Origin of the sequence: Streptomyces sp. NPDC059371, assembly GCF_042751995.1 — a bacterium.
Taxonomy (GTDB): Bacteria; Actinomycetota; Actinomycetes; order Streptomycetales; family Streptomycetaceae; genus Streptomyces.
Genome location: NZ_JBHYXD010000156.1, coordinates 1 through 12,873 on the forward strand (window position 1 = coordinate 1; position 12,873 = coordinate 12,873).

Consider the following 12,873-nt stretch of genomic DNA (forward strand, 5'->3'; position numbering starts at 1 on the left):
GTCCCCGGACCAGCCCGTGGGCCGGCCCACGGAGAACCCGCCGGGCCCGGCGGAGGGCCCGTCCACGCCGGTCCCTCCGGGCGACCTCTTCGCACGCATCGCGACCCCGCTGTCGGCGGTCCGCCGCTTCCGCCGCTCGGGCGGCGCGGACCGTCCGTGAGCCAGGCGCGTTCGGGATCACGCCTCGCGCAGTGCCAGTGCAGTGCTAGTGCAGCGCTGCCGTGATTCCCGCGATCGCCCCGGGGCCGACACGGCAGCACCCGCCGATCAGGCGGGCCCCGGCCCGCTTCCACCCGCCGACCTGGGCGGCCGTGAACGTGGAGCTGCCCTTCCAGGCACGGGCGGCCGCGTCCCAGGCCTCGCCGCTGTTCGGGTAGACCACGACCGGTTTCCCGGTCACCCGCGAGGCCGTGGCGACGGCCGCGTCGACATCCTCGGGAGCGCAGCAGTTGACCCCGACCGCGATGACCTCGTCCGCCTCGGCCGCCAGGGCGAAGGCCTCCTCCAGCGGCTGTCCGGCCCGCGTCCGGTCACCGGCCACGCTGTACGACAGCCACGCCGGCACCCCGAGTCCGCGCACCCCGCCGAGCAGCGCCCGCGCCTCGTCCGTGTCCGGGACCGTCTCCAGGGCCAGCACGTCGGGCCCGGCGGCGGCCAGTACCTCAAGGCGCGGCAGATGGAACCGCTCCAGTTCCGCGACGCTCAGCCCGTACCGCCCCCGGTACTCCGAACCGTCCGCGAGCATCGCCCCGTAGGGACCCACCGACGCGGCGACCCACAGGGGCCGCGCGACGCCCTTCGCGTGCGCGCGCCGGGCGGCCTCGCGCGCCAGCTCGACACTCAGGCCGAGCAGTTCGGCGACCCGTCCATGCGGGATGCCGCGTCGGGCGAACCCCTCGAACGTCGCCTGGTAGCTGGACGTGATCGCCACGTCCGCGCCCGCCTCGTAGTAGGCGAGATGCGCCTCGACGATCGCCTCGGGCCGGTCCGCGAGCAGCCGCGCCGACCACAGCGTGTCACTCAGGTCGTGTCCGGCCGCTTCGAGCTGGTTGGACATGCCTCCGTCGAGCACGACGGTGCCGGAGGACAGTGCTGCGGCGAGGGTGAGGGTGTTGTCGCTGGCCATGCCACGACGCTAGTCGATCGGGTCCGCCGCACCCCGGCGCCGTCCGCCCATCGGGCGGCCGTCTCGCGGAAAGAGACATCGGGGCCTCGGTGCGAGGCCTGATCCCGACGGCCCCTTGTCATCGCCGGCCCGGCTCCTGGCAGGATCGGGTGACATGGAGTTCTCCGATGTGGTCCGCCGCCGTCGCATGATCCGCCACTACTCCGACAAGCCGCTGGCCCCCGAGGCGGTGGAGAGAATCCTCGCCTCCGCGCTACGGGCCCCGTCGGCCGGCTTCTCCCAGGGCTGGGCGTTCCTGGCCCTCACCGACCCCGCCGACCGCGCCCGGTTCTGGCCGTTCGTCCCCACCCGCGTGGAGCAGACGCCGACCATGCAGGACGCCCCACTGGTCGTCGTACCGCTCGCCCACAAGGCGGCCTATCTGGAGCGCTACGCCGAACCGGACAAGGGCTGGGAGGACCGCGCCGAGGCCCGCTGGCCGGCCCCGTACTGGTACATCGACACGGGGATGGCGGCCCTCATGATGCTGCTCAGCGCGGTCGACGAAGGGCTCGACGCCTGCTTCTTCGGCGTCATGCCCGAGCAACTGGAGCCTTTCCGGGCCGAGTTCGGGGTGCCCGGGGAGTACGCGCCGATCGGCGGCATCACGGTCGGCTACCGGTCGGACGACGTTCCCCCGCAGGGTGCCCGTATCGCGGAACGCCGACGCGGGCCGGACGAGGTCGTGCACCGGGGGCACTGGGGGCTGCACAACTGAGCGGCCGGTCGCGTCGTCCGGCGCGCGAGGCGCCGAGGCGGTGCGCAGCGCGGCTGTGTACGGGGCGGTGCGCGGCGTGGCTGTGTACGAGGCGGTGCGCATGGCGAGGCGGGGTGCGCGGTGCGGCTGTGTACGTGGCGGTGCGCGTGGCGAGGCGCGGTGCGGCTGTGTGGGAGGCGCTGCGCGCGGTGCGGTGCGGCGCGGCGGCGGGCTCGGCGTGCACGGCGTGCACGGCGTGCACGGCGGGCTGGGCGGGCTCGACGGACCGGCTCCGTCCGACCCGTTGACCTCGTCGTAGTACGCGCTTACTTTTTTCGGCGGCAATGTTCGTCATCACAGATGATGTTCGACATACCGGACGGACGGTCATCGTATGAGTCGCATGAGCCGCACCACCCCCGCCCTGCGAGCCTTCCCCGCCCTGCGAGCCTTCCCCGCCGAACGGCACCCGCCGAGACGCGTGTACGCCCTGCTCGTCGCCCTCTGTCTCGCCCTCGCCGGAGGGCTTCTCGCCGCCGCGCCCGCCCGCGCGGCGGCCCAGACCATCACCAACGGCACGCTGTTCAGCGACACTTCGGGCGCGGCGGTACACGCGCACGGCGGCGGGGTCCTCAAAGTGGGCGGCTACTACTACTGGTTCGGCGAGAACCGCAACGCCGACAACACCTTCAGATACGTCGACGCCTACCGCTCCACCGACCTGAGGAACTGGGAGTTCCGCAACCACGTGCTGACCCGGTCGAGCGCCGCCGAGCTGGGCACGGCCTACATCGAGCGGCCCAAGGTCATGTACAACGCATCCACCGGCACGTTCGTCATGTGGATGCACAAGGAGAACGGTGCCGACTACAGCGAGGCGCGAGCCGCCGTCGCCGTCTCGGACACCGTGGACGGCGCCTACACCTATCGGGGCAGCTTCCAGCCGCTCGGCCAGTACATGTCCCGTGACATCACGACCTTCGTCGACACCGACGGAACCGGCTACATGGTCTCCGCCGCCCGCGAGAACTACGACCTCCAGATCTACCGGCTCACCGCCGACTACACCGGTGTTGCGGCCGTGGTCGCCGACCCCTGGCACGGCGGACACCGCGAGGCACCCGCGCTGTTCAAGCGGGGCGGCGTCTACTTCATGCTGACCTCGGCGGCCACCGGCTGGAGTCCCAACCAGCAGCAGTACGCCACCGCCACCTCGCTCGCCGGTCCCTGGACCGCGATGACGAACGTCGGTGACTCGACGGCGTACGGTTCGCAGACCGCGTACGTCCTTCCCGTGCAAGGCACTTCGGGCACCTCCTACCTCTACATGGGCGACCGCTGGGGCGATGCCTTCGGCGGAACGGTCGACGACTCGCGCTACGTCTGGCTGCCGATCGCCTTCCCGACGGCCACCACGATGTCCCTGTCCTGGTCCCCGGAGATCGGCGTCGACACGGCCGCCGGGACCGTCACCGCGACGAGCGCCGTCTACGAGACCCTGACGGCCCGTCACTCCGGCAAGTGCGCGGACGTCCCCGACCAGTCGCTCTGGCAGGGGATCGCGCTCGCCCAGTACACCTGCAACGGCGGAGCCAACCAGAAGTTCTGGTTCAAGTCCCTCGGCGCCGGTTACTACGAGCTGATGGGCCGGGGGAGTTCCCTGTGTCTGGCCGAGAACAGCACCGGTGTCAGCCAGGAGGACTGCACGGGCGGCACCACCCAGCAGTGGTCGGTGACGGCCTCCGGCGGCCATGTGCTCCTCAAGGCCAGGGCGTCCGGCGAGTGCCTGGACGTGTCCGGCGCCTCCGCCGCCAACTCCGCCCCGCTCATCACGTACACCTGCAACGGAGGCACCAACCAGCAGTGGACAAGGGGGACATGATCCCAGGGACGTGTCGCGGTCAGGAACCGGCCCTCGGCTGCTCCAGGGGGATCTGGGCCAGCGCCTTTCGGGGGTCGGATTCCTGCGCCTGGGCGTGGGCCGTGCTGCGCCGGTCCAGCACCACGGACGTCTCGTTGCCGGTGCCGAGGTCCTTGGCGATGACGTGCACCACGTGGTTGGCGTCGATGTCGAAGGTCACCTCGATCTGCGGGACGCCGCGCGGGGCCGGTGGCAGCGGCAGTTCGAGCACACCGATCTTCGTGTTGAACTCGGCGATCTCACGGGTTCCTTGGTAGACGCCGATCTGGGCGTGGGACTGCCCGTCCAGGACGGTGGTGAAGATCTCGCCCCGTTTCGTCGGGATCGTCGTGTCCCCCTCGACGAGTTTGGCCATGGTCCCGTCCTTCGTCTCGACGCCGAGAGGCAGGGAGGTCACGTCCAGGAGCAGTTCGTCGCGCAGTTGGCCCGTCAGTACGGCACTCAGCAGCGTGGCACCGATGACCACTCCTTCGGGGATGATGGCCCGGATCGGTTCCCGGCCGCCCGCCAGCTCCTTGACGAGCGTCGCGATCGCCGGCATCCGGGTGGCTCCGCCCACCAGGATGAAGTGGTCGATGTCCTCGATCCGGTTGGTCCCCCACGCGTTCTTCAAGGCCTGGTGCATCGGTTGGGCGCAGCGCTCCAGCAGATCCTTCGTCAGCTTCTCCACCTGTGCGCGCGTCAGCGTGACGTCCATGTGCACCGGCCCGGACGGGGACATCGCGATGTACGGCAGGGTGACGTTCGCGGTCGTGGCCTGCGACAGTTCGATCTTCGCCGCTTCCGCGGCCTCGGCCACCCGCTGGAGGGCGGCCCGGTCGGTGAGCCGGACGCCCTGGCGGACGGCGAGGTCACGTACGAGGTGATCGACGATACGACGGTCCCAGTCGCTTCCCCCCAGGCGACCGTCGCCGCTGGTCCCCTCGGTCGCGACGACCCCGTCACCGACGTTCAGCAGCGACACGTCCAGGGTGCCGCCGCCCAGGTCGAACACCATGATCGTCTCGTCGTCCCGGCCGAAACCGTACGAAAGCGCCGCGGCGGTCGGCTCGTTCAGCATCCTGACCGCTTCGATGCCCGCGAGAGCCGCAGCGTCCGCCAGGGCCGCGCGCTGGACGTGGGTGAAGTAGGCGGGCACGGTGAGGATCGCCCGGGTCACCGTCTCGCCCAGATGCGCTTCCGCGCTGTGCCGCAGGTCGGCGAGGATCCAGGAGGCGACCTCCTCGGCGGAGAAGCGGCGGGCCCCGTGGCGGTAGGTCCACCCTGTGCCCAGTTCCAGCTTGACCCGGTGGATGCCGCCGCCCGGAACGCGGGAGGCCTGCTCCTTGGCGGCCTTCCCCACCAGCAGTGTCCCGTCCTCGGCGAACGCCACGACGCTCGGCGTCGTGACCTCTCCGTGGCGGTTCGGAATGACCCGCACCTCACCGTCCAGGAACACGGCGACCGCGGAATTGGTCGTCCCGAAATCGATGCCGAGGATCCTCGACCCGTCCGCGGCCGGCCGGGTGACCCGGGAGGCGGTGTCCGGTGTCCCCGAAGGCAGGGCGCCGAGGCCACGGCTGTGCCAGAGCCTCTCGGCCCGGGCGCCGACCTGCGGGTCGCGGTCGCGCACCAGCGTGGTCAGGGCTTCCAGGGCGGCCTCGTGGACCGGGCCGCGCCGGCTTCCGAGCAGCCGTTCCACCTCGTGCAGGGCGCCCAGCCGCTGCCAGGCGGCCCCGGTGAGGATCGCGGCGCGGAGGGTGTCGGGAAGGGCCGGGCCCTCGGGCGCGGTCACGTACAGGGCGCCGGGATTGCGCGTCAGATAGAGCGTGCCCTCGGAGTTGTTGACGCTCCGGGTCGGCGTCTGACTGGGCAGCCGGCTGCGTACGCGGTCATGGACGAAGGCGTACAGCTCCTCGACCGACACATAGCCGTCCCCGTCCAGATCGGCGGTGCCGTCCCGCAGTCCCTCCACCACGGCCGCGGTGAAGATGGACGGCTCGGCCCGCTCCCGGCTGCTCATCTCGCTCTCGTGGCTGTACTGCAGGGCGGTCGAGGACGTGATCACGACCCGGCCCCGCCCGGAGAAGGGCTCCTTCACATCGACCGCCGGCGCGGCTCCGCGGGTCCGCATCCCTTTGGCGAACGCCCCGCTGTAGCAGCAGTCCAGCAGGACGACGGCCCGGCGGCAGGGACTCTGCTCCAGTTGGTCCGCGACGAATTCGGAGGAGACCGCGGTCGCGTCCAGGAAGTCTCCTTCCGTGTCCGAGGCGATGAAGTGCAGCCGGCCCCGCGCGTCCTTTCGGCCGTGGCAGGAGAGATGGAGCAGGAGCAGGTCCTGGCTCCGCGCGTGGGCGAAGAAGGACTGGATCGCCTTGCGGATCTCCAGCGCGGTGCCGTTCTCGACGACGGTGACCTCGAACTCGCCGATGGCCGGGTCGCCCAGCACGCCGGCGAGGTGCTCGGCGTCCGCGGCGGCACCCGGTAACTCGCTGAAACGTCCGTCCGCGTAATGCTGGTTGACGACGAGGAGCGCGGCTTTACGCATCGGCCGCGTCGGACTCTCGGGGAGCGTGCTTGGCCGCGAACAGCTCGACGGCCTGGCGCTGGTCCGCGCGGGAGACGGAGGTCAGGTGCAGTTCGTCACCGTCGATCGTGATGTCGATGGAGCCCGAGTTGCGGCGCGCGAGCCAGTCCTGCGCCAGCGCGATGAGCGCTCTCAGCGTCGCCGCGCTCGTCGCGCCGACGAGGAGCGTCGTCCAGAGCACCGTGTCCCCGGCCCGCGTGCCGTCGGGAGCCGGGCCGCCGGTCGCGTGCCGCACGGAGACCGGATCCAGCAGGGACAGCTCCTCGGCCAGAAGGGACACGGCCTCCGCCGCGCCCTCGGGGTCCGCCTCGTCGGTGAACACCAACGCCGCTTCGCATCGCGGATCGCTCAAGGTTCCCTCCCCGTGGGTCACCCGGGCCCCCACCCGGGAGAGGCCAGTGTGGCACCCCGGAGTCGCTCTTCGGCGGGTTCGGGGGAAATGTGAGCCCTGATCCGACCGGATGTGTAGGGTGCCGGGCGCGAGCACGGGACCGCCCTCTGGAAAGCGCTTGCCGATCAGCGGTATCGTCCTGCCGCCAGGTCCCGTCGCCTTGTCGCCCCGCCGTCCCGTCGGAGGAGTCCCGCGTCCGGCGCCGAGGGCTCTGGTGAGGGTGGGACGAGCCCCTGGGGCGTTCCGACCGGAACCGGGGCGCCCCAGGTATCCGGCCCGGCCCACCCGAGGACACCCGGCGTCCGGGAGGCCGGGCCCGGCCCGGAACAGGAAGGCCAGTGATGCACGCCGAGCCCGCCGAGGACAGGTCCCTGAGCCCGTACACCGGCCGCACGCGCGCCCATTGGGAGGCGGCCGCCGATTCCCTGCTCGCCGCGGTCGCCCCGTACGCCACCGACGACCAGGCCCTCTACCACCTCCCCGGAGCGCACACGGGCAGCGCCGGGGAACTCTCCGACGGCCTGGAGGGCTACGCCCGTACGCTCCTGCTGGCGGGCTTCCGCCGTGACGAGAAGGTCCTGGAGCGGTACGCGCGGGGGCTGGCCGCCGGAACGGCGGGCGGCTGGCCCCGAGTCGAGGACCGCGGCCAGCCCCTCGTCGAGGCCGCGTCGATCGCGCTCGCGCTGCGGCTGACCCGACCGCTGCTGTGGGACCGCCTGGACGACGGCGTGCGGCAGCGGGCCGCCGCATGGCTCGGCGACGCGCTGACGGCCGAACCCTGGCCCTGCAACTGGGAGTTGTTCCCGGTGACGGTCGGCGGCTTCCTCCAGGAGGTCGGCCACGCGCCCGAGGCGTCGCGTGCCGCGATCGACCGCGGCCTGGAGCGCATCGAGCAGTGGTATCTCGGCGACGGCTGGTACACCGACGGCCACGGGCGCAAGTTCGACTACTACAACGGCTGGGCGATGCACCTCTATCCGGTGCTGCACGCCTGGCTGGCGGACGACGCCCGGCTCCTCGACCTGTACGCCGGCCGCCTGGAGGCCCATCTCGGCGACTACGCGCGGCTGTTCGGCGGTGACGGCGCGCCGATGCTCCAGGGCCGCTCGCTCACCTACCGCTTCGCGGCCACCGCCCCGCTGTGGCTCGGCGCGCTCACCGGCCGGACCCCCCTGTCCCCGGGCGAGACCCGGCGCCTCGCCTCCGGCGCCCTGGGCTACTTCCTCGACCGGGGCGCGGTGGACGGCAACGGCCTGCTCACCCTCGGCTGGCACGGCCACGACGAGGCGTTCGTGCAGCACTACTCCGGGCCCGCCTCGCCGTACTGGGCGAGCAAGGCCTTCGTCGCCCTGCTGCTGCCCCCGGAGCACGAGGTCTGGACGGCCACGGAGGAAGCGGGCCCGGCGGAGCGCGCCGACGCCGTCACCGGGATCGGGCCGCCCAACTGGCTGCTCCAGTCGACGCGTTCGGACGGTCTGGTCCGCCTCCACAACCACGGCAGCGAGGACGTCCGCTACGACCCCTACTACACGCGGCTCGCCTACTCGACGGCGACGAAGCCCTCACCCTCGTACGACAACAGCGTGATCGTCGGTGGCGACGCGAGCCGTACGGGGATCGTGCCGCTGGGGGTCGGGGAGGACTGGGCGGCGTCCCGGCACACGGTCTCGGAGGGCGTCGGGGCGGTCTGCCTCGTGGTCGCGCGGGGTGCCGTGGAGGTGCGGGCGCACCTGGTGTCGGGCGCGGATCCCGGCACGCCGGTACGGGTCACGGGCTGGGCCGCGCACGACGGCGCGCGCCCCGAACTCCTGCCCGTGCACGGTCTGTCGGCCACGGGGGAGGGCGTCACCGGGGACGGCCCCTCCCTCTTCGTCGCCCTCGTCCGCCTCACCGCCGACCGGGACCCGCTCCCGCTCACGGACCTGGTGTCCGTGCGGGTGACGTCGCCCGAGGGCACGGGACCCGGGACGTACGACGTGACGGTGACCTGGGCCGCGGGGGGAACGGCGGCCTTCCGCTTCGACGGCACTGGCGGAATGGTCCCCCTGAACGGCGGCGACTTCACCGGCGTTGCCTAGAGTTCGGAGTGAGGCGGAAGCGGATCCGTCGGAGCAGGGGGGTGTGTCATGGGTGGTTCGGACGTGGGCCGGGGCGGGGGCCCGGTGGACGCGGAGCAGATGATCGCGGAGGCGCGGAAGGCGTTCTTCGTGATGTTCGGGTTCCTGGCGGTCGTCTGGCTGGTGCAACTGGCCAACTACGCCGACGACTACGCGTTCTCGCGGGACTACGGTGTGGTGTCCGGCGATGTCACCTCGCTGCCCGACATCCTCAGCGCGCCCTTCCTGCACTGGAGTTGGGCGCACATCGAGAGCAACTCCGGGCCGCTGTTCGTGTTCGGGTTCCTCGCCGCCTACCGCGGTGTGGTCCGCTTCCTGGGCCTGAGCCTGCTGGTGGCGCTGACCAGTGGGTTCGTGGTCTGGTTCTTCGAACGAGGGGATGTGGACACGGTCGGCGCGAGCGGCCTGATCTTCGGGTACTTCGGCTATGTCGTGGTCCGCGGGATCTTCGACCGCCACCTGATCGACACGCTGATCGGTCTCGTCATGGCGGCGTCCTTCGCCTACATGCTCACCGTGGCGGTGCCCGGAACACCGGGGGTGAGCTGGCTCGGTCACCTCGGCGGCCTGATCGGCGGCCTGGCCGGCGCCTGGCTCTTCCGCGACCGCCGTCCCCGCACCCTCCCGGCCGCCGGATCCGGTAGCGGCACCGGCACCGGCACGGGAACGGGAACGGGAACCCTCACCCCGCCCCAGAACCCCGCCAATCCCCGCGCGGACCTGCACAAGGAGCTGGGAGATCTGGGGCTGCTGTAGGACGTCGGTCAGCCGGACTGCCCGGCTTCGGCGCGCGGCCAGTTCTCCAGGGCCACGTGCAGGGCGTCCAGCCCGTGTCTCCAGGACGTCTCCACCGGGCGCGGGGCGCCGAATCCGCCGACGGCCTCAAGCGTGCAGTAGCCGTGGAAGGAGCTGCGCAACAGGCGTACGGCGTCGGTCAGATCGGGTTCGGACAGCCCGTAGGCGCGGAGCATCCCACTCGTGACCTCGGCGGTGACCTCGGCCGTGCGGCGGTACTCCGCCCGCTCCGCGACCAGGTCCGGGTCGAGCTGCGTGTGGGTGGCCCGATAGCGCCCGGGCCGCTCCAGCGCGTAGGCGCGATAGGCGTCGGCGAAGGCGACGAGCGCGTCCTTGCCGGCCCGTCCGGCCACGGCCGTGGCGATCCTGTCGATCATCTCGCCGGACGCGAGCAGCGCGATGCGCTCGCGCAACTCCCGGACGTTGCGCACATGCGCGTACATGCTCGCGTCCTTCACCCCGAACTGCCGCGCCAGCGCCGCCACGGTGACGTTCTCGAAGCCGATCTCGTCCGCGAGATCGGCCGCCGCGAGCACGACCCGCTCGGTCGTGAGTCCGGCACGAGGCATGAGAACCACCTTTTCACCACAGAGCATTTCCTCGGGAACCCAGGCAGAAGCCTAGTCCCGCCCGGTCCCCGACTCCGTGGAATTCATGACGCAACGGACACGTCGGGGAGCAACAGGCTTATAGATAAAGCCAGTTGACCGATTCAGGTCGCCCGGCGAACACGAGGGGGCCGCCCGCTGTTCATGCTCCGCCCCGAATCTCCTCATGACGGCGCCCGCAGGGGCGGGGCGGGACTCAGGAGGCGGTCATGGGGCACACGCACGGACACGAGCACGGGCATCACCATCACCACCCGCACGGCGACGAGGGCACGGGCACCACGCTGCCCGCCGCCTTCGACACCGCCGTGCCCGACGAGGCCCTCAGCCCCGAGCAGCAGTCGCGCCGCTCACTCCTGCGCCGCGCGGGACTGCTGGGCGCCGGCCTCGCCGCCGGCGGTGTCCTCGCGGAGGGGGCCGCCGCCCCCGCGTACGCCTCGACGGGCGGCCGCAGAAAGAACGGCTTCCTGTGGCTCGCCGGAGACCACCACATCCACACCCAGTACAGCAGTGACGGCAAGTACCGCGTCCGCGACCAGGTCCGCCAGGGCGCCGCGCACGGCCTGGACTGGATGGTCATCACCGACCACGGCAGCGAGACCCACGCCAAGATCGGTGTGGACAAGGTCAACCCGGACATCCTGGAGGCCCGGGACATCCACGAGGACACCCTCGTCTTCCAGGGCCTCGAATGGAACATCCCGGCCGCCGAGCACGGCACCGTCTTCGTCCACCCCGGCCGCAACGAGGTCGCGGTCCTCAAGCAGTTCGAGACGGACTACGACGGCAGCCTCAAGGGTGCCGGCGACTCGACGCCCGCCAACGAGGCGCTCGCCATCGCCGGCCTCAGCTTCCTCGCCGAACAGGTCCAGCGCCGCCGCGTCAAGGACATCCTGATGCTGGCCAACCACCCCGCCCGCAAGGGCCTCGACTCCCCGCACGAGATCCGTGCCTGGCGCGACGCGACCCCGGCGTCCCACCAGATCGCCGTCGGTTTCGAGGGCGCCCCCGGCCACCAGGCCGGCGGCATCGAGAAGACGTACGGCATGGGCGTCGCACGCGGTCTGTACGACAACAGCCCGAGCGCCAACTCCTTCGCCGGCTACCCGCTGGAGAGCTACCGCACCTGGGGCGGCTTCGACTGGATGACCGCCACCGTCGGCGGCCTGTGGGACAGCCTCCTCGCCGAGGGCAAGCCCTGGTGGATCACCGCCAACTCCGACTCCCACCAGGTCTACACGGACACCGCCGTGCGCGGCGGACCGGACAGCGACTTCAACCTCAACGGCCGGCACACCGACCCGGTCTACGGCGGCAGGATCGACACCACCCAGGGCGACTACTGGCCCGGCCAGTACAGCCGTACGCACGTCGGCTCCGACGGGTTCTCCTACGCGGCCGTGATGGACGGCATCCGCGCCGGCCGGGTCTGGGTCGACCACGGGCAGCTCATCAGCGGTCTCGACGCGCGGGTCTCCGGCGGCGGCCGCTGGGCGACCCTCGGCGGCGCGCTGCACGTACGCAAGGGCACGCGGGTCACCCTGACCGTGGACCTCGGACTGGCCGACGGCCCCAACTGGGCCGGCTTCGTACCGAAGCTGGCGCGCGTCGACGTCATCCAGGGCGATGTGACGGGCGCGGCCTCCGACCGGGACACGCTCATCGCCCCCACCGCGCGGGTCGCCAAGTCCTACGAGGTGAACAAGTCGTCCGGCACGGTCCGCCTCACCTACGACCTCGGCACCGTCGACCGCCCGGTGTACGTCCGTCTGCGCGGCACCGACGGCAACCGCTCCGCCGTCGGCCTGCGGGGCGCCTCGGTCGACCCGGTGGGTCCGGCCGTGGACGTCCTCGGCGACGCCGACCCGTGGAAGGACCTGTGGTTCTACTCCAACCCGGTGTGGGTCCTCCCGTCGTGAGCGAGCTGTACGTCGTCGGAGTCGACACCGGCCATACGGGCGCCCTGCGGGAGGCCGACCATCTGCTGCGCTCGCTCGCCGCGGAACTCGGCCTGCCCGCGGACGCGCTGGGCTGCACGCACCACGTACGGGACGGGCGGCGGCCGCACATGGCGCTGTCCTTCGCCGTGCCGTCGGAGCGGGCGGCCCGTGCGGCCTGGCAGCGGCTCACGGAGACCGGCTCCGGCGTGTCCGGCACCGGCACCGGCACCGTCCTCGGTGCCGGTGCCGGTAAGGGCGGTGCGGTGGGTGCCGGTCCTGACGCTGGGGCCGGTGCCCTCCTGGGTGCCGCCTTCGGCGAGGAGCGGCACGGGCCCGACGAGCTCGCGGCCGGAGCCGCCCACGCGGCCGCCGAACACGGGGCGCGCACGGGCGGCCGTGCCGTCCTGTACCCGGGTGCCGGCGCCGTCACCGGAGTGCTGACCGTCGGGCGCCTGCTGGAGGTCTCCGCGGTGGACCGGGTCACCGTGCTCGGTTCCCCCGAGGGGGCCGCTCCGGAGGCGGAGCTGGTCACCCGCGACCACGTGCGCCCGGAGTGGCGCGACCGCCCGCGCGGCCGCCCGCCCAGTCCGGCCGCCCCCGGGGGCCCGGGGGCCCGGCGGGGGGCGGGGGCGGCCCCCCCCCGCGCCCCCCCCCCAGCCCGGGGGCGCGGCGC

At 72.2% G+C, this 12,873-nt stretch carries 10 protein-coding genes; 6 read left to right on the forward strand and 4 right to left on the reverse strand.

What is annotated here, in order from left to right; genetic code table 11:
- Positions 1-205 precede the first annotated feature (205 nt).
- Positions 206-1,126, reverse strand: a complete 921-nt coding sequence (gene mmuM, locus ACFXGX_RS41510) for a homocysteine S-methyltransferase (protein ID WP_384803116.1) — start codon at positions 1,124-1,126, stop codon at positions 206-208.
- Positions 1,127-1,280: 154 nt separating this feature from the next.
- Here mmuM and ACFXGX_RS41515 point away from each other — a divergent pair, with 154 nt between their 5' ends.
- Together ACFXGX_RS41515 and ACFXGX_RS41520 are read left to right on the forward strand one after the other, a co-directional pair.
- Positions 1,281-1,883, forward strand: coding sequence for a nitroreductase family protein (locus tag ACFXGX_RS41515; RefSeq protein ID WP_384803119.1), 603 nt, complete (start codon positions 1,281-1,283; stop codon positions 1,881-1,883).
- 382 nt (positions 1,884-2,265) lie between these two features.
- Entirely contained in the window at positions 2,266-3,744 is a 1,479-nt protein-coding gene (locus ACFXGX_RS41520; RefSeq protein WP_384803122.1) for an RICIN domain-containing protein, read from the forward strand.
- Between the two features lie 19 nt (positions 3,745-3,763).
- Here the strand turns inward: ACFXGX_RS41520 and ACFXGX_RS41525 are convergent, their stop codons facing one another.
- Both ACFXGX_RS41525 and ACFXGX_RS41530 read right to left on the reverse strand, forming a co-directional pair.
- A complete protein-coding gene (locus ACFXGX_RS41525) occupies positions 3,764-6,310 on the reverse strand; it encodes an Hsp70 family protein (RefSeq protein WP_384803125.1) in 2,547 nt (848 codons plus the stop codon).
- Positions 6,303-6,701, reverse strand: coding sequence for a hypothetical protein (locus ACFXGX_RS41530; RefSeq protein ID WP_384803129.1), 399 nt, complete (start codon positions 6,699-6,701; stop codon positions 6,303-6,305). The genes ACFXGX_RS41525 and ACFXGX_RS41530 overlap by 8 nt, the downstream gene beginning before the upstream one ends.
- A gap of 380 nt (positions 6,702-7,081) precedes the next feature.
- Here ACFXGX_RS41530 and ACFXGX_RS41535 point away from each other — a divergent pair, with 380 nt between their 5' ends.
- Positions 7,082-8,818, forward strand: a complete 1,737-nt coding sequence (locus ACFXGX_RS41535; protein WP_384803132.1) for a DUF2264 domain-containing protein — start codon at positions 7,082-7,084, stop codon at positions 8,816-8,818.
- A 48-nt stretch (positions 8,819-8,866) separates the two neighbouring features.
- Positions 8,867-9,613 carry a rhomboid family intramembrane serine protease gene (locus ACFXGX_RS41540; protein ID WP_384803135.1) on the forward strand — a complete coding sequence of 249 codons (747 nt, stop codon included), beginning with the start codon at positions 8,867-8,869 and terminating at the stop codon, positions 9,611-9,613.
- Between the two features lie 8 nt (positions 9,614-9,621).
- On the opposite strand, the gene ACFXGX_RS41545 is transcribed toward ACFXGX_RS41540, so the two are convergent.
- Complete coding sequence (locus ACFXGX_RS41545; RefSeq protein WP_384803138.1) at positions 9,622-10,221, reverse strand: TetR/AcrR family transcriptional regulator; 600 nt, start codon at positions 10,219-10,221, stop codon at positions 9,622-9,624.
- Positions 10,222-10,469: 248 nt separating this feature from the next.
- On the opposite strand from ACFXGX_RS41545, the gene ACFXGX_RS41550 reads away from it, so the two are divergent.
- Together ACFXGX_RS41550 and ACFXGX_RS41555 are read left to right on the forward strand one after the other, a co-directional pair.
- The gene (locus ACFXGX_RS41550; RefSeq protein ID WP_384803141.1) at positions 10,470-12,179 is read left to right on the forward strand and encodes a PHP domain-containing protein; all 1,710 of its coding nucleotides are present in this window, start codon (positions 10,470-10,472) and stop codon (positions 12,177-12,179) included.
- Positions 12,176-12,873 (forward strand): hypothetical protein (locus ACFXGX_RS41555; RefSeq protein WP_384803143.1); only part of this gene is annotated, 698 nt, incomplete at its 3' end. The genes ACFXGX_RS41550 and ACFXGX_RS41555, both read left to right, overlap by 4 nt.